Source organism: Pseudomonas sp. P4_C1 (genome assembly GCF_056402155.1).
The window spans coordinates 26066-42129 of sequence record NZ_JBFUHY010000031.1; the positions used below are offsets into that span (position 1 = coordinate 26066).

Here is a 16064-nt window from a genome sequence, read left to right on the forward strand (position 1 = left end):
CGCCACTTTGTAGAGCGTTAATCCGGGGAGTTGCGGGTGCAGATTCAGGGTCATTACGAGCTTAAGTTCGAAGCGGTGCGAGAGGCGTTCGCTGCGCTGTTCGACGATCCCCAGGAGCGTGGCGCAGCGTTGTGCGTTCAGATTGGTGGCGAAACCGTCCTCGATCTGTGGGCCGGCACCGCCGACAAGGACGGGGCCGAGGCCTGGCACAGCGACACCATCGCCAACCTGTTCTCCTGCACCAAGACCTTTACCGCCGTCACCGCGCTGCAATTGGTGGCCGAAGGCAAGCTGCAACTGGATGCCCCGGTCGCGCGCTACTGGCCTGAGTTCGCCGCCGCCGGCAAAGAGTCCGTCACCCTGCGACAATTGCTCTGCCATCAGGCCGGCCTTCCGGCATTGCGCGAGTTACTGGCCCCCGAAGCCCTTTACGACTGGCAAACCATGGTCGATGCCCTGGCCGCCGAAACGCCATGGTGGACGCCGGGCGAAGGCCACGGTTATGCGGCGATCACCTATGGCTGGCTGGTCGGCGAATTGCTGCGCCGTGCCGACGGTCGTGGACCGGGGGAATCCATCGTCGCGCGGGTCGCCAAACCCTTGGGCCTGGACTTCCATGTGGGCCTGGCCGACGAAGAGTTCTATCGCGTGGCCCACATTGCGCGGGGCAAGGGCAATGTCGGCGATGCCGCCGCCCAGCGCCTGCTGCAAGTGACCATGCGCGAGCCAACGGCCATGACGACCCGGGCGTTCACCAACCCGCCGTCGATCATGACCAGCACCAACAAACCCGAGTGGCGACGCATGCAGCAGCCGGCCGCCAATGGCCATGGCAATGCCCGCAGCCTGGCCGGCTTCTATGCAGGCCTGCTCGACGGCAGCCTGCTGGAAAGCGATATGCTCGATGAACTGACCCGCGAGCACAGCCTCGGCGAGGACAAGACTTTACTGACCCAGACCCGTTTCGGCCTGGGTTGCATGCTCGATCAACCGGACGTCGCCAATGCCACCTTCGGCCTTGGTCCGCGGGCATTTGGTCATCCCGGCGCCGGCGGCTCCATCGGTTTTGCCGACCCGGAGCACGATGTGGCCTTCGGATTTGTGACAAATACCCTGGGGCCGTACGTCTTGATGGATCCGCGCGCGCAAAAGCTGGTGCGGGTTCTGGCCACTTGTCTGTAAAAGCGGTTATCGGGTTCCAGTGCTGGAACCCGATTGCCTTTCCAGTTTCAAAGCGTCTGTTTATACGGGCCGATGTGGCCTGATTTTTTTGCCTTCATTTTTGTGGATATCCAATGTCATCCAATAAAACCCTCGCCTTGGCCCTGTGCTTCGCTATTACCGGTTGCGCACAGACTCCACAGAAAGACGCGACGGCCCCCGTTGCCAAGACTGAAAGCGGCAGCCACTGGTACTGGCCGTTCGGTTCCGACGACAGCGCCGGCAAGCCCGCGGTCAAGCCTGAGGTGAAACCTGAAGTCAAACCCGTTGCGGTGGCCAAGGCCGAAACCGCTAGCGGCAGCAAGTGGTACTGGCCGTTCGGCGGCAGCGAGCAGAGCGCCGCCAAGGCTGTGCCGATGGCAGACCCGAAAGTCACCCAGGCCTGGCTTGACGACTACGAACCGCGTCTGCGCGAGGCGGTCAAGGGCAGCAACATGCAACTCGAGCGCCGCGAAAACGTGCTGGTGGTGACTGCGCCTGTCGAAGGCTCGTTCAACCCTGATCGTCCGGCCATGCTGCTGCCGAACACACTCGGTCCGTTTACCCGGGTCGCGAAAATCCTTGAAGCCGATCCAAAGACCGCTGTCTTGATCCTCGGCCACAGCGATACGTCCGGCGCTGCACCGGCCAACGTCAAACTGAGCCAGGAGCGTGCCCAGGCCGTTGCGGCAATTTTCCGCCTCAGTGGTTTGCAGCGTGATCGCTTGATGCTGCGTGGCCTGGGCGGTGATGCACCGCGTGCCGCCAACGACAGCGTGCAAGGGCGTGCGTTGAACCGCCGCGTGGAACTGCTGGTGACCCCGCAAAACACCATGGTTGCGTTGCTGAGCAAGTACAACATGCCGGCGCCAGCCCCGGTGACCATGGTCGCTGCCGCTGACGTCAAACCGGTCGCCAAACCTGTTACACCGGCCCCTGCTGCTAAAAAAGCGGCCGTTCCGACCATGAAAAAGGCGCCAGCCAAAAAAGCACCGGCCAAGAAAACACCCGCGAAAACCGCAACGCCGGCGAAAAAGACTGCGCCAGCCAAAGCCGCTGCGGCTGACAAGAAAGTCGCCGCCACCGATACTGCAAAGCAGTGATTCGTTAACCAAAAGGAATGCGCCATGACCCAGGGCCTGGCTGATATGCGTCGTGACTACACTCGTGATGGCTTGACCGAGGCACAAGCCCCGGCTGAGCCGTTTGCGCTGTTCCACCAGTGGTTCGCCGACGCGGTGAAAACCGAACAGGCACCGGTGGAAGCCAATGCCATGACCCTGGCCACCGTTGACCAGGACGGTCGACCGCACTGTCGCATTCTGTTGCTCAAGGGCCTGGACGAGCAGGGCTTCACCTTTTTCACCAACTACGAAAGCGCCAAGGGCCAACACCTGGCCACGAATCCGTTCGCGGCCATGACGTTTTTCTGGCCGGCGCTGGAGCGCCAGGTGCGCATCGAAGGGCGGGTGGTGAAGGTCACGCCTGAGGAGTCCGATGCCTATTATCAGGTCCGTCCACTGGGCAGTCGCCTGGGGGCCTGGGCATCGCCGCAGAGCCGCGTGATCGCCGATCGTGGCGAGTTGGAAGCGCTGCTCAAGGACACCGAGCAACGTTTCAGCGACACCCAGCCGCATTGCCCGGAACACTGGGGTGGTTATCGCCTGCTGCCGGAGCGCATCGAATTCTGGCAAGGCCGCCCAAGCCGCCTGCACGACCGCCTCAATTACCGCCAGCAGGGTGCCGGCTGGATTCTTGAACGTCTGGCCCCCTGAGCAGTTTACCCACCGGGATAGTCTGCCGCAGCGGCCTCCAGCCACTTCGGCAGGTCTCGACGCTTGATCTTCTGCGCCTGAGCACTCGCCAACCGTTCGAGCATGAAGGCTTTTTTCTGCTCATCCTTGCCCGCCAGCGATAGTGCCAGGTCGCGGTCCATCCAGCGTTTTATCCGTACGTACAGCCACCAGTGGAAATACAGTCCAGCGACGGTAGTAACGAAAATGATAAAGTAGTCCATGAAAATCCTTGGCCAGTGGGGTAGTTTTCCGTTTTTGCCGCTACTGTGTGAGTTCGTGGAGGCGCCTTAACGGAGCCTGAATCAAGCCAATTTTATCCGGGCGATGCCGTGACAGGCGTCAAGCTGCGGAGTCTAATGAATATCCGGTTCTTTGGAGTTGATGCTATGCGTAAGTCTGTACTACTGGTTGCTTCCTTTTCCACGATGGCGATGTTGCTCACTGGTTGCCAATCGAGCCTGACCGGTGACTCCTACTCCCGTGACGAAGCGCGTCGCGTGCAGACCGTTCGCATGGGTACCATCGAAGCCTTGCGTCCGGTGAAAATCGAAGGCACCAAAACCCCGATCGGCGGCGCTGCAGGCGCAGTGGTCGGCGGCGTTGGTGGCAGCTCCATCGGTGGTGGCAAAGGCAGCGTCGTTGCTGCGGTCGTCGGTGCTGTAGCTGGCGGTCTGCTCGGTTCGGCCGCTGAAGAAGGCTTGACCCGCACCCAGGGCGTGGAAATCACCGTGCGTGAAGACGATGGCAGCATGCGCGCCTACGTTCAGGAAGTGCAGCCAAACGAAGTGTTCCGTGTTGGTGAGCGTGTGCGTATCGCCAGTGTGGGTGGCACCAGCCGCGTTTCGCACTAAGCGTAAACGCCGGATAAACAAAAAACCCGATCAGGTGACTGATCGGGTTTTTTGTTTTTGGCTGAGGTGAGTCTGGATTGGCGCCAGGCGTTATCGCGGTTTATCAGGATGCAAGGCTGGAACCCTTGCGACTCGCCATCGCCGTCACCCCATAACCGATCAGCGCGGCCAGAATCGAACCGGTCAGGATTCCCATGCGATCCATCCCGGCGAAATCACTCACGCCTGGCTCAAAGGCCAGCGAGCCGACAAACAGGCTCATCGTGAAACCAATGCCGCAAAGAATCGCCACGCCCAGAATCTGGCCCCAATTGGCGCCTTGGGGCAGGGCGGCGATACCGGTTTTCACGGCCAGCCAGGTCAGGCCGAAGACACCGACGGCCTTGCCCAGCAGCAGCCCGATGGCGATGCCCATGGGGACGTGGTGAGTAAAGCTTTCGACGGTGACACCGTTCAGGGACAGGCCGGCATTGGCAAACGCGAACAGCGGCAGAATGCCGTAGGCGACCCACGGGTGCAGGGCGTGTTCCAGGGTCAGCAATGGCGAGGGCTCGGCATTTTTTGTGCGCAGCGGAATGCAGAAAGCCAGGGTCACACCGGCCAGCGTGGCGTGGACACCGCTCTTGAGCACGCAGACCCAGAGAATCAAGCCAATGATCATGTAGGGCCCGAGCTTGACCACGCCGAGCCGGTTCATCCCGATCAGCGCTGCAATACAGGCCGCGGCCAGCGCCAGGGACAGGGTCGACAGGGCGCCGGAATAGAAGATCGCAATGATGATGATCGCGCCGAGGTCGTCGATGATCGCCAGGGTCATCAGGAACAGTTTCAGCGAGACCGGAACGCGTTTGCCCAGCAGCGCCAGCACGCCAAGGGCGAAGGCGATGTCGGTAGCGGTCGGGATTGCCCAGCCGTTGAGGGCCGGTGGCGTGTCGCGATTGAGGTACCAGTAGATCAGCGCCGGCACCACCATGCCACCAATCGCTGCCGCGCCAGGCAGGACGATTTGCGACGGTTTGGACAACTGGCCGTCGAGCACTTCGCGCTTCACTTCCAGGCCGATCAGCAGGAAAAACAACGCCATCAGGCCGTCGTTGATCCACAGCAGCAACGGCTTGGCGATTTTAAGCGCGCCGATCTGCGCCACCACGGGGGTGTCCAGCAGGCCGTTGTACAGCCACGCCAGCGGCGAGTTGTTGATGATCAGAGCCAGAACGGCAGCGGCGATCAGTAACAGACCGCTGGCAGCTTCCAACTGAAAGAAACGCGTGAAAGTGCTACGCAGAGGCAAGGTCGCTCTCCATCCGTGAATTCAAAAGGTGTTACACCCTAACAAGTACTGTTAGTTGTTAAAACAAAAGTTATATTCTTTTTTGTTATATGTCGTTACAGAGTGAGCCGCCAGTACCGAGCTGAGCCTAGCAGTTGCCGGGCGTATTGAACCTCAGCTGTACCTGTGCTGGATGTAGGTTTTTTCCTAAGCTTGTTGGATGAGCCTTGATAAAAGGTCGACTCCTGCCAGATTCAACGAGAAAACCAACATGAGCGACAACCGACAGTGGTCCCGCGAAGCGATCCGGATCATCGAAGCCGATTTCCAGCGCAGCGCCGACACCCACTTGATCCCCTTGCCGCTGCCGGGTTTTCCAGGCATCGAGTTGTACTTCAAGGATGAATCCAGTCACCCCACGGGCAGTCTCAAGCACCGACTGGCGCGTTCGCTGTTCCTGTACGCGCTGTGTAATGGCTGGCTCAAGCCAGGGGCGCCGGTCATTGAGGCTTCCAGCGGTTCCACGGCGATTTCCGAAGCGTACTTCGCGCGCATGCTGGGCTTGCCGTTCATTGCGGTGATGCCGGCGACTACCTCGAAAGAAAAGATCGCGCAAATCGCCTTCTATGGCGGCCAAAGCCACCTGGTGGACGATCCGACCCAGATCTATGCAGAGTCCGAGCGCCTGGCCCGTGAGCACGACGGGCACTTCATTGACCAGTTCACCTACGCCGAACGCGCCACCGACTGGCGGGCGAACAACAACATTGCCGAGTCAATCTTTCATCAGATGCGTTTCGAGCAGCATCCTGAGCCGAGCTGGCTGATTTCCAGCCCCGGTACCGGGGGCACCACGGCCACCCTGGGCCGATACGTGCGTTATCGCCAGTATTGCACCCGCGTGCTGTGTGCCGATGCCGAGCGTTCGGTGTTCTTCGATTACTACCAGACCGGCGATGCCAGCCTGCGACTGGACCACGGCTCGCGGATCGAAGGAATCGGCCGGCCGCGTGTGGAGGCGTCGTTTCTGCCCAAGGTGATCGACGCGATGGTCAAGGTGCCGGATGCCCTGTCACTGGCGGCCATGCACTATCTGGCGGAGCGTTTGGGACGCCACGTGGGCGGGTCGAGCGGGACCAACCTGATCGGCGCACTGATGGCCGCTCAACACATGAAGGCGCAGGGGGAGACGGGGTCGATGGTGGCGATTCTGTGTGACAGCGGCGAGCGCTACGCCACAACCTATTACGATCAGGACTGGCTCAAGGCTCAGGGGTATGAGTTGAGTGGTTTGATGGCTGCAGTGGCGGCGACGGTGGAGCGGGGTGAGCCGCTGCCGGCGAGCGTGCTGCGCGCCAATATCTGAAACTCATCAGACACAGAAACCAGTGTGGGAGCGAGCTTGCTCGCGATGGCGGCGCCACATTCAACACATATGTTGATTGATCTACCGCTATCGCGAGCAAGCTCGCTCCCACAGGGTTTTGCATTGTTTACGGGATTGGGTATCAGGCTTCCAAGCCAAGGATGTCCCGAGCCACAGCCTCCGCAATGCGAATCCCGTCAACACCCGCCGACAGAATCCCGCCTGCATAACCGGCACCCTCACCGGCCGGGAACAAGCCTTTCACGTTCAGGCTCTGCAACGACTCGTTGCGGGTAATGCGCAGCGGTGAGGAGGTACGGGTCTCGATGCCGGTCAACACCGCGTCGTGCAGCGAGTAACCACGAATCTGCTTCTCGAACGCTGGCAAGGCTTCGCGAATCGCTTCGATGGCGAACGCCGGCAACGCCAGCGCCAGATCACCCAGGGCAACGCCCGGCTTGTAGGACGGCTCGACGCTGCCCAGTTCGGTGGACGGTTTGCCCGCGATAAAATCGCCGACCAGTTGCGCTGGGGCTTCGTAGTTGCTGCCGCCCAGCACAAAGGCGTGGGATTCCAGGCGTTCCTGCAGCTCGATACCGGCCAGCGGGCCGCCCGGATAATCGACTTCCGGGGTAATGCCGACGACGATCCCGGAGTTGGCATTGCGCTCGTTACGCGAGTACTGGCTCATGCCATTGGTGACCACACGGTTCGGCTCGGAMGTCGCCGCCACCACCGTACCGCCCGGGCACATGCAGAAGCTGTAGACCGAACGACCGTTCTTGGCGTGGTGCACCAGCTTGTAGTCGGCGGCACCCAGTTTCGGGTGGCCGGCGTATTTGCCCAGGCGCGCACGGTCGATCAGCGACTGCGGGTGCTCGATGCGGAAACCCACCGAGAACGGCTTGGCTTCCATGAACACACCACGGCCGTGAAGCATGCGGAAGGTGTCGCGGGCGCTGTGGCCAAGGGCCAGAATCACGTGTTTCGAGTGGATCTGCTCGCCGCCGTTGAGTTCGACGCCGACCAGTTGCCCGTCCTCGATCAACACGTCGGTGACCCGCTGCTGGAAGCGCACTTCGCCACCCAGGGCGCGAATCTGCTCACGCATGTTTTCCACCACGCCAGTCAGACGGAACGTACCGATGTGCGGCTTGCTGACGTAGAGGATTTCTTCCGGGGCACCAGCCTTGACGAACTCGTGCAGGACCTTGCGACCGAGGAACTTCGGGTCCTTGATCTGGCTGTAGAGCTTGCCGTCGGAGAATGTCCCCGCGCCGCCTTCGCCGAACTGCACATTGGATTCCGGGTTGAGCACGCTTTTGCGCCACAGGCCCCAGGTGTCCTTGGTGCGCTGGCGTACTTCGGTGCCGCGCTCGAGGATGATCGGCTTGAAGCCCATTTGCGCCAGCAGCAGCCCGGCGAAAATCCCGCACGGACCGAAGCCGACGACGATCGGCCGCGCGCTCAGGTCGGCCGGTGCCTGGCCTACCGCTTTGTAGCTGACATCCGGCGCCACGCTGACGTTACGGTCATCGGCGAACTTGTGCAGCACCGTCGCCTCGTCGCGAACTTCAAGGTCGATGGTGTAGATGAAGCACAGCTCGGAGGACTTTTTACGCGCATCGTAGCTGCGCTTGAACAAGGTGAAATCGAGCAGGTCATCACTGGCAAGCCCTAAGCGCTGCACGATGGCAGGGCGCAGGTCTTCTTCGGGATGGTCGATCGGCAACTTGAGTTCGGTGATTCGTAACATGGCGGGATCCGGTTCGCGGGGCGCACAACTGCGCCAGGGCGTTTGAAGCCCGCGATTATAAGCCTCAAAGGCGAAGGCCCGTGAGGCTTAAACGATCAGTCGTCGCGCGATCCGCCGAAATACCCGCAGCCGCGCTGTACCTGGCCGTCGATGCGCAGCTCGGCGCTCATGTGCTGGATGCTGCCGGTGCTGCTGTCGACGCAACGTTGCGGTGCAACCCACAGTTCGATGTGCTGGTTGTTGGCTTCGGTGCTGAGGTTGAATCGGCCATCGCCCAGTTGCTCCTCGACGTAAGGCACGGCCAACGGCGGCTGACCGGCCCGGTCGATGACCATGCCTTTGCCGCTGACTTTCACGTTCCACTCCGGCGTATGGCCGGCGGCGCGCAGGATCAGCTGCTTGAAATTCGGATCCTCGCATGCGGTGCCCGAGCGCTCGACGCGGTACAGCTGCTCCAGATCGAGCTGGCCGTCACCACCGCTGCCGGCGACAACCCGCCCACGCACGTCGGCAAATAGCTTGCCCTGTTTGTCCGCCAGGTTTGCGGCCTGCTGCAGGACGCTGGTAGCCCCCGTGTCGTTGACCACATACCGGTTTGCCTGGTTGCACGGCTGGAACAGCAGCTTGCCGTCCGCCGCGGTCAGCTGGCCTTGCATGCGTGTCTGGCCGACATGGGAGGCGCTCTGCCGTTCACCCTCGAACAACTGGCAAGCGGCGAACAGCGGAAGCAGGGCAACGAGGACTAAGGAACGGGCAACACGCATCTTGGGGTCTCCTGACAAGTGCCGCCACGTTACTCAGGCTGACCGTTCATCACAACCCGTTATTGCCTCCACTTTGTACAGGCACTGGTACAACTCGGGTTGTTCGGTCTTCAGATATGAAAGGTCTGACCGGTTTGCAACCCTTCCACACTTTTGGCGTAGGCTAAGGCCACATCCGCCGCAGGAACTGGCTTGAATCCACGGAAGTACGGCGCGTATTTGCCCATGGCTTCGACGAGGACATTCGGGCTGATCGAATTCACCCGCAGGCCGCGCGGCAGTTCGATGGCGGCGGCGCGAACGAAGCTGTCCAGCGCACCGTTGACCAGCGAGGCCGAAACACCGCTACGGATCGGATCGTGGCTCAGTACGCCAGTGGTGAAGGTGAACGATGCGCTGTCATTGGCGAACTCACGGCCGATCAGCAGCAAATTGACCTGGCCCATGAGCTTGTCTTTCAAGCCCAGGGCAAAGCTTTCTTCGGTCATCTCGTTGAGCGGTGCGAAGGTCACGTTGCCGGCGGCACACACCAGTGCATCGAATTTTCCGGTCTGCTCGAACAGTTTGCGAATCGAGGCGCTGTCACTGATGTCCACCTGATAGTCGCCGCTGGTGCGGCCGATGCGGATGATTTCGTGGCGTTGCGACAGTTCTTTGTCGATAGCCGAACCGATGGTGCCGCCTGCGCCGATCAAAAGAATTTTCATGGGGGCTGATCCTCGTGTGGGTTGAACGAGGTTTCAGTTTAGGGTGGTTTTTTCTGCAGATAAGCGCACTAATAGGCAACCTTTGGTTTTCAAATGGAAACAATCCATGAGCGAGATGGATGACCTGGCGGCGTTCGCGGTGTTGATCGAAGCGGGGAGTTTTACTTTGGCGGCGCAACAGCTCGGTTGCAGCAAAGGCCAGTTGTCCAAGCGCATCAGCCAGTTGGAGGCGCAGTTTTCTGTGGTGTTGTTGCAGCGTACCACTCGCCGTTTGAGCCTGACGGCAGCCGGCGCTGCGTTGTTACCACAGGCGCAGGCGCTGGTGGTGCAAGTCGAGCGGGCGCGTCAGGCCCTGGCGCGGCTGAAGGACGACATGGCCGGCCCGGTGCGGATGACGGTGCCGGTATCACTCGGGGAAACCTTCTTCGATGGCTTATTGCTGGAGTTCTCCGCCAAGTATCCCCAAGTGCAGATCGAACTGGAGCTCAACAACAGCTACCGCGATCTGTCCCGCGACGGCTTCGATCTGGCGATTCGTTCTGACGTGGCGATTGACCAGCGACTGGTGGCGCGTCCGTTGCTGGCGTGGCAAGAACTGACCTGTGCCAGCCCGGCCTATCTGGAGCAATACGGTGAACCGCAAACGCCCCAGGCGCTGGCCGAACATCGCTGCCTGCTCAACAGCCATTACAGCGGCCGCGAAGAATGGCTGTATCACCAGCAGCACGAGTTATTGCGGGTGCGGGTGTCGGGTCCGTTCGCCAGCAACCACTACAACCTCTTGAAGAAAGCCGCGCTGGTCGGTGCCGGTATTGCACGCCTGCCGTCCTACTGTTTGCCAACGGAGCTGGCGGAGGGGCGTTTGCGATGGCTGCTGCGCGATTATCAGACCCGCAGCATGCCGATGTATCTGGTGCATCCGTATCAGGGCGGATTGCCCAAGCGCACGCAGGTGCTGGCGGATTATCTGATCGGGTGGTTCAAGCGCAGTGGGGAGGTGCTGGATCGGCTCTAAACCATCACACAGACCATTGTGGGAGCGAGCTTGCTCGCGATAGCGGTAGGTCAGACAACATCTTCTTTGAATGTGAAATGGTCATCGCGAGCAAGCTCGCTCCCACAGGGAATTTCATTGTTGGTGAGGTTGTGCCAGGCATAAAAAAACGGCCCGAAGGCCGTTTTCTGTTTACCGCAATGGCTTAGCCGCCGAGGTACGCTTCGCGCACTTTCGGGTCGGTCAGCAATGCTTCACCGGTGCCTTGCATCACTACCCGGCCGTTCTCCAGCACGTAGGCACGGTCAGCGATTTTCAGCGCCTGGTTGGCGTTCTGTTCGACCAGGAACACCGTCACACCGTCCTTGCGCAGTTGTTCGATGATGTCGAAGATCTGCTGGATGATGATCGGTGCCAGGCCCAGCGACGGCTCGTCGAGCAGCAACAGCTTGGGCTTGCTCATCAGCGCACGGCCGATGGCGAGCATCTGCTGTTCGCCACCGGACATGGTGCCGCCACGCTGGGCGAAGCGTTCCTTCAGGCGTGGGAAAAGTCCGAGAACCTTGTCCATCTGTTCCTGATAATCGCCCTTATCGGTGAAGAAACCACCCATGGAGAGGTTTTCTTCCACGGTCAGGCGGGAAAACACCCGACGGCCTTCCGGCACCACGGCAATGCTCTTGCGCATGATCTGCGAGGAGTCCTGGCCGACCAGTTCCTCACCCATGTAGCGGATGCTGCCGCTGTGGGCCTGCGGCGAACCGCAGAGCGTCATCAGCAGGGTCGACTTGCCGGCACCATTGGCGCCGATCAGGGTCACGATCTCGCCCTGACGGACTTCGACGTTGACGCTGTGCAGAGCCTGGATCTTGCCGTAGAAGGTGGAAACGTTTTCGAACTGCAGCATTTACGCTTCCCCCAGGTAGGCTTTGATCACTTCAGGATTGTCGCGGATCTGTTCCGGTGTGCCGTTGGCCAGGGGGGTGCCCTGGTTGATCACGACGATGTGGTCGGAAATGCTCATGACCAGTTTCATGTCGTGTTCGATCAGCAGCACGGTGACGTTGTGCTCTTCACGCAGCACACTGATCAGCGCCTTGAGGTCYTCGGTTTCCTTCGGGTTCAGGCCGGCGGCCGGTTCGTCGAGCATGAGGATCCGCGGGCGGGTCATCATGCAGCGGGCGATTTCCAGGCGACGTTGCTGACCGTAGGCCAGGGTGCCGGCCGGACGGTTGGCGAACCCCTTGAGGTGTACCTTGTCCAGCCAGTACTCGGCGTACTCCATGGCCTCGCGTTCGCTTCTGCGAAATGACGGGGTCTTGAACAGGCCGGCCAGGAAGTTGGTATTCAAGTGACGGTGCTGGGCGATCAAGAGGTTCTCGACCGCGGTCATGTCCTTGAACAGCCGCACGTTCTGGAAAGTACGCACCACGCCTTTGAGGGCGATCTTGTGGCCGGGCAGGCCCTCGATGGCCTCGCCGTCCAGCAGGATGCTGCCGCCGCTCGGCTTGTAGAAGCCGGTCAGGCAGTTGAACACGGTGGTCTTGCCGGCGCCGTTGGGGCCGATCAGTGCCACGACCTGCTTTTCCTTCACGCTCAAGGCCACGCCGTTGACCGCCAGCAAGCCGCCGAAGCGCATGCTCAGATTTTCTACTTTGAGGATCTCGCGGCTCATTTACGCAGCTCCATGTGAGGACGTTGCATGGGCAGCAGACCTTGAGGACGCCAGATCATCATCAGCACCATCAAGGCGCCGAACATCAACATGCGGTATTCGCTGAAGTCACGCATCAGCTCGGGCAACAGAATCATTACGACGGCCGCGAGGACCACGCCCAATTGCGAGCCCATGCCGCCCAGCACCACGATGGCGAGGATGGTGGCCGATTCGATGAAGGTGAATGACTCCGGCGTCACCAGACCCTGACGTGCGGCGAAGAAGCTACCGGCAAATCCGGCGAAGCAGGCGCCCAGGGTGAAGGCCGACAGCTTGATCACGGTCGGGTTCAGGCCCAAGGCACGGCAGGCGATTTCGTCCTCACGCAAGGCTTCCCAGGCACGGCCGATCGGCATGCGCAGCAGGCGGTTGATCACGAACAGCGCGAACAGCGCCAGCAACAGCGCCACCAGGTAGAGGAATACCACCTTGCTGACGGGGTTGTAGGTCAGGCCGAAGTACTCGTGGAAGGTCTGCATGCCTTCGGCGGCCGTTCTATCGAAGCTCAGGCCGAACAGCGACGGTTTGGGGATGTTGCTGATGCCGTTCGGTCCGCCCGTAAGGTCCGTCAGGTTACGCAGGAACAGACGGATGATCTCACCGAAGCCCAGGGTCACGATCGCCAGATAGTCACCGCGCAGACGCAGTACCGGGAAGCCCAGCAGGAAGCCGAACGTCGCAGACATCAGTCCGGCGATGGGCAGGCAGATCCAGAAGCTCAGGCCATAGTAGTGCGACAGCAGCGCATAGCTGTAGGCACCCACCGCGTAGAAACCGACGTAGCCCAGGTCGAGCAACCCCGCCAGACCGACCACGATGTTCAGGCCCAGACCGAGCAGCACATAGATCAGAATCAGCGTGGCGATATCCACCGCACCGCGCGAGCCGAAGAACGGCCACACCAGAGCGACCACGATCAACCCCATGATGACCCAGCGTTGGGTGCTGGGCAGGGTCATGAAGTGGCTGACCTTCGGCGAAACCAGCGAGCCTTTCGGCGCTGACTTCATCATGGTGCTCCACTGTTTGTCGAACAGCACCCGCAGGAACATCAGCACCGAACTGGCGGTGATGATGAACAGCGTGGAGGTACTGGCACCCAGTACTTCGAGGTTGATGCCGGCGATGGACAGTTTCAGACCGAGTACCGGATAGGCCACGGCCCAGACCAGCAGGGCGCTGAACAGCGCTTGTTTAAGATTCCTAGTCATACTTTCTCAATCTCCGGACGCCCCAACAGGCCGGTTGGCCGGAATAACAACACCAGAACCAGAAGGCCGAAAGCCACTACGTCCTTGTACTGGTCACCGAATATATCGGCGCCGAATGCTTCGGCCACCCCCAGCACCAGACCACCGAGCATGGCGCCCGGAATGCTGCCGATGCCACCCAGTACCGCCGCGGTAAAGGCCTTGAGGCCCACCAGGAATCCGGCGTTCGGGTTGATCACGCCATACTGCATGCTGAGCAGTACAGCCGCCACGGCCGCCAGGGCGGCACCAATGACGAAGGTCAGGGCGATGATGTTGTTGGTGTTGATGCCCAACAGGTTGGCCATCTTGATGTCTTCGGCACAGGCCCGGCAGGCACGTCCCAAGCGTGAACGCGAGATGAACTGGGTGAGGCAGAGCATTACCACCAAGGTCACCACGAACACCAGGATCTGCATGTAGGAAATCAGCACTTCCTGTGCTCCGCCCGGACCGAAACTGAAGCTGCCCGGAATCAGGTTGGGGATCGATTTGTCCTTGGAGTCCTGCGAGAGCAATACGGAGTTTTGCAGGAAGATCGACATGCCGATGGCCGAGATCAGCGGGATCAGGCGGTTACTACCCCGCAAAGGGCGGTAGGCGATCCGTTCGATGCTGTAACCGTAGGCACTGGTGACAACGATGGTCGCCAGGAATGCGGCGGTCATCAACAGCGGCAGAGAATGGATACCCAGCATGGCCAGTCCGGCAAGGACGATGAAGGCCACGTAGGAACCGATCATGTAGACCTCGCCATGGGCGAAGTTAATCATTCCAATGATGCCGTAAACCATCGTATAGCCGATGGCGATCAGGGCATACGTGCTGCCAATGGTCAGACCATTAACCAGCTGTTGGAAAAAGTGATAGATCTCAGGCATTACAGCGCTCCTAAAAACCTGATACGCATTTCACTGGTGGAGTCATTTTCCCGCTCAGGCCCCGTGGATCTGCATCCACTTCGAGCGTGAGGTTTGCCAGCGAACCGCTGATGACGGTTTTGAGATTTTCAGGTGGGAAGGCTTCCGGATCACGGAGGCACGGCCCATTACCTCGTAAAACAAAGCCCACGGCGCGCCGTGGGCTTTATTGGCAGTCAGTCAGGCAGCGCCTTACTGAGGCGAAACTTCGGTTTTAGGTTTGCCGAAGTGCCACTGGTAGACCACGAACTTGAAGTCCTTCAGGTCGCCCTTGTCGTCGAACGACAGGTCGCCGGTCGGAGTCTTGAAGGTGCCTTTGTGAATGGCTTCAGCCACTTTGGCGGTGTCTTCGCTCTTCGCTGCCTTGATGCCTTCGGCAATCACATCGACAGCCGAGTAGGCCGGAAACACGAACGGGCCGGTCGGGTCCTGTTTCTTGGCGGCGAACGCCTCAACCAGCGCCTTGTTGGACGGGTCCTGGTCGAAAGACTTCGGCAGGGTCACCAACAGGCCTTCGGAAGCGTCCTGGGCGATTTGCGAGATGGAGTCGTTGCCCACACCTTCAGGCCCCATGAACTTGGCGTTCAGGCCCTTTTCCTTGGATTGACGCAGGATCAGGCCCAGTTCCGGGTGGTAGCCGCCGTAGTAGACGAAGTCGACGTTGGCTTGCTTGAGCTTCTGGATGATCGAGGAGAAGTCCTTGTCGCCGGCGTTGAGGCCTTCGAATACGGCAACCTTGACGCCTTTGCCTTCGAGGGTTTTCTTCACGGAGGTGGCGATGCCTTCACCGTATTGCTGTTTGTCGTGCAGCACAGCAACGATTTTCGGTTTTACGTGGTTGGCGATGTAGTTACCGGCAGCAGGGCCCTGGGCGCTGTCCAGGCCGATGGTGCGGAACACCATTTTGTAACCACGTGCGGTGATGTCCGGGCTGGTGGCAGCCGGGGTAATCATGATCACGCCTTCGTCTTCGTAGATGTCCGAAGCCGGTTGAGTGGAGCTGGAGCAGAGGTGACCGACAACGAATTTCACACCATCGTTGACCACTTTGTTGGCGACGGCCACGGCTTGTTTAGGGTCGCACGCGTCGTCGTATTCCTTGGCTTCGAGCATCTTGCCGTCGACGCCGCCCTTGGCGTTGATCTGCTCGATGGCCATCTTGGCACCGATGAACTGCATGTCGCCGTATTGAGTGACCGGGCCGGTTTTAGGGCCGGCGATGCCGATCTTGATGGTGTCAGCTGCGAACGAATGGCTGGCAACCCCGGCCAGAACCATAGCGGCAAACAGTTTGGAAATCTGCTTAGTAGCCTTAGTCATAGTGCTCCACTCTTACTGTTGTAGTTTTTATAGTCCTGGCGCCGATGGCAGCAGAACCGGGTCAGATATCCACGACATCCCCCGGAAATGCCCCCCGACAACTGTACCGGTACAGTGTAGAGCGCCGATTGTCGGCCTGGGAAGGCGGCGCCG

At 60.3% G+C, this 16064-nt stretch carries 16 protein-coding genes; 6 read left to right on the plus strand and 10 right to left on the minus strand.

The genetic code is table 11. From position 1 onward, the window contains the following. Window positions 1–36 precede the first annotated feature (36 nt). From AC1DU9_RS17825 to pdxH, 3 genes are all read left to right on the plus strand, one after another. On the plus strand, window positions 37–1182 hold the full coding sequence (locus AC1DU9_RS17825) for a serine hydrolase domain-containing protein (RefSeq protein WP_223463189.1): 1146 nt from the start codon (window positions 37–39) through the stop codon (window positions 1180–1182). 113 nt (window positions 1183–1295) lie between these two features. After that, window positions 1296–2303 carry an OmpA family protein gene (locus AC1DU9_RS17830; protein WP_223463190.1) on the plus strand — a complete coding sequence of 336 codons (1008 nt, stop codon included), beginning with the start codon at window positions 1296–1298 and terminating at the stop codon, window positions 2301–2303. 24 nt (window positions 2304–2327) lie between these two features. After that, window positions 2328–2975 (plus strand): pyridoxamine 5'-phosphate oxidase, encoded by a 648-nt coding sequence (gene pdxH, locus AC1DU9_RS17835; protein ID WP_223463191.1) that lies wholly within the window; start codon window positions 2328–2330, stop codon window positions 2973–2975. Window positions 2976–2980: 5 nt separating this feature from the next. Here pdxH and AC1DU9_RS17840 read toward each other — a convergent pair whose 3' ends face one another. Then, the gene (locus tag AC1DU9_RS17840; protein ID WP_223463192.1) at window positions 2981–3217 is read right to left on the minus strand and encodes a hypothetical protein; all 237 of its coding nucleotides are present in this window, start codon (window positions 3215–3217) and stop codon (window positions 2981–2983) included. A gap of 165 nt (window positions 3218–3382) precedes the next feature. Here AC1DU9_RS17840 and AC1DU9_RS17845 point away from each other — a divergent pair, with 165 nt between their 5' ends. Beyond that, on the plus strand, window positions 3383–3847 hold the full coding sequence (locus tag AC1DU9_RS17845) for an outer membrane lipoprotein (RefSeq protein ID WP_223463193.1): 465 nt from the start codon (window positions 3383–3385) through the stop codon (window positions 3845–3847). A 103-nt stretch (window positions 3848–3950) separates the two neighbouring features. Here the strand turns inward: AC1DU9_RS17845 and nhaA are convergent, their stop codons facing one another. Then, window positions 3951–5138, minus strand: a complete 1188-nt coding sequence (gene nhaA, locus AC1DU9_RS17850; protein WP_223463194.1) for a Na+/H+ antiporter NhaA — start codon at window positions 5136–5138, stop codon at window positions 3951–3953. Between the two features lie 250 nt (window positions 5139–5388). Here nhaA and AC1DU9_RS17855 point away from each other — a divergent pair, with 250 nt between their 5' ends. After that, on the plus strand, window positions 5389–6483 hold the full coding sequence (locus AC1DU9_RS17855; protein ID WP_223463195.1) for a PLP-dependent cysteine synthase family protein: 1095 nt from the start codon (window positions 5389–5391) through the stop codon (window positions 6481–6483). A gap of 142 nt (window positions 6484–6625) precedes the next feature. Here AC1DU9_RS17855 and AC1DU9_RS17860 read toward each other — a convergent pair whose 3' ends face one another. From AC1DU9_RS17860 to AC1DU9_RS17870, 3 genes are all read right to left on the minus strand, one after another. Next, window positions 6626–8239: an NAD(P)/FAD-dependent oxidoreductase gene (locus AC1DU9_RS17860; RefSeq protein WP_223463196.1), complete on the minus strand. Its 1614-nt coding sequence runs from the start codon at window positions 8237–8239 to the stop codon at window positions 6626–6628. A 95-nt stretch (window positions 8240–8334) separates the two neighbouring features. Next, window positions 8335–9003 (minus strand): COG3650 family protein, encoded by a 669-nt coding sequence (locus tag AC1DU9_RS17865; protein ID WP_223463197.1) that lies wholly within the window; start codon window positions 9001–9003, stop codon window positions 8335–8337. A gap of 110 nt (window positions 9004–9113) precedes the next feature. Further along, window positions 9114–9710 (minus strand): short chain dehydrogenase, encoded by a 597-nt coding sequence (locus tag AC1DU9_RS17870; RefSeq protein ID WP_223463198.1) that lies wholly within the window; start codon window positions 9708–9710, stop codon window positions 9114–9116. A gap of 106 nt (window positions 9711–9816) precedes the next feature. Between AC1DU9_RS17870 and AC1DU9_RS17875 the strand changes: the two genes are divergently transcribed. Beyond that, entirely contained in the window at window positions 9817–10725 is a 909-nt protein-coding gene (locus tag AC1DU9_RS17875; RefSeq protein ID WP_223463199.1) for a LysR family transcriptional regulator, read from the plus strand. Between the two features lie 184 nt (window positions 10726–10909). Here AC1DU9_RS17875 and AC1DU9_RS17880 read toward each other — a convergent pair whose 3' ends face one another. The 5 genes from AC1DU9_RS17880 to AC1DU9_RS17900 all read right to left on the minus strand — a co-directional run bounded on the left by AC1DU9_RS17880 (window position 10910) and on the right by AC1DU9_RS17900 (window position 15911). Continuing rightward, entirely contained in the window at window positions 10910–11611 is a 702-nt protein-coding gene (locus tag AC1DU9_RS17880) for an ABC transporter ATP-binding protein (protein WP_046043979.1), read from the minus strand. Continuing rightward, window positions 11612–12379, minus strand: coding sequence for a high-affinity branched-chain amino acid ABC transporter ATP-binding protein LivG (livG, locus tag AC1DU9_RS17885; protein WP_223463200.1), 768 nt, complete (start codon window positions 12377–12379; stop codon window positions 11612–11614). Beyond that, on the minus strand, window positions 12376–13632 hold the full coding sequence (locus AC1DU9_RS17890) for a high-affinity branched-chain amino acid ABC transporter permease LivM (protein WP_046043981.1): 1257 nt from the start codon (window positions 13630–13632) through the stop codon (window positions 12376–12378). Before AC1DU9_RS17890 ends, livG begins: the two co-directional genes overlap by 4 nt. Next, window positions 13629–14552: a high-affinity branched-chain amino acid ABC transporter permease LivH gene (gene livH / locus AC1DU9_RS17895; protein ID WP_046043982.1), complete on the minus strand. Its 924-nt coding sequence runs from the start codon at window positions 14550–14552 to the stop codon at window positions 13629–13631. Before livH ends, AC1DU9_RS17890 begins: the two co-directional genes overlap by 4 nt. Window positions 14553–14783: 231 nt before the next feature. Beyond that, window positions 14784–15911, minus strand: coding sequence for a branched-chain amino acid ABC transporter substrate-binding protein (locus tag AC1DU9_RS17900; RefSeq protein WP_116262163.1), 1128 nt, complete (start codon window positions 15909–15911; stop codon window positions 14784–14786). Between the last annotated feature and the right edge of the window lie 153 nt (window positions 15912–16064).

Coding starts and splice junctions, on each gene's coding strand:
- AC1DU9_RS17830 (WP_223463190.1), top strand. CDS start 1,296: ATGTCATCCAATAAAACCCTCGCCTTGGCCCTGTGCTTCGCTATTACC.
- pdxH (WP_223463191.1), top strand. CDS start 2,328: ATGACCCAGGGCCTGGCTGATATGCGTCGTGACTACACTCGTGATGGC.
- AC1DU9_RS17840 (WP_223463192.1), bottom strand. CDS start 3,217: ATGGACTACTTTATCATTTTCGTTACTACCGTCGCTGGACTGTATTTC.
- AC1DU9_RS17845 (WP_223463193.1), top strand. CDS start 3,383: ATGCGTAAGTCTGTACTACTGGTTGCTTCCTTTTCCACGATGGCGATG.
- AC1DU9_RS17855 (WP_223463195.1), top strand. CDS start 5,389: ATGAGCGACAACCGACAGTGGTCCCGCGAAGCGATCCGGATCATCGAA.
- AC1DU9_RS17865 (WP_223463197.1), bottom strand. CDS start 9,003: ATGCGTGTTGCCCGTTCCTTAGTCCTCGTTGCCCTGCTTCCGCTGTTC.
- AC1DU9_RS17870 (WP_223463198.1), bottom strand. CDS start 9,710: ATGAAAATTCTTTTGATCGGCGCAGGCGGCACCATCGGTTCGGCTATC.
- AC1DU9_RS17875 (WP_223463199.1), top strand. CDS start 9,817: ATGAGCGAGATGGATGACCTGGCGGCGTTCGCGGTGTTGATCGAAGCG.
- AC1DU9_RS17880 (WP_046043979.1), bottom strand. CDS start 11,611: ATGCTGCAGTTCGAAAACGTTTCCACCTTCTACGGCAAGATCCAGGCT.
- AC1DU9_RS17890 (WP_046043981.1), bottom strand. CDS start 13,632: ATGACTAGGAATCTTAAACAAGCGCTGTTCAGCGCCCTGCTGGTCTGG.
- livH (WP_046043982.1), bottom strand. CDS start 14,552: ATGCCTGAGATCTATCACTTTTTCCAACAGCTGGTTAATGGTCTGACC.
- AC1DU9_RS17900 (WP_116262163.1), bottom strand. CDS start 15,911: ATGACTAAGGCTACTAAGCAGATTTCCAAACTGTTTGCCGCTATGGTT.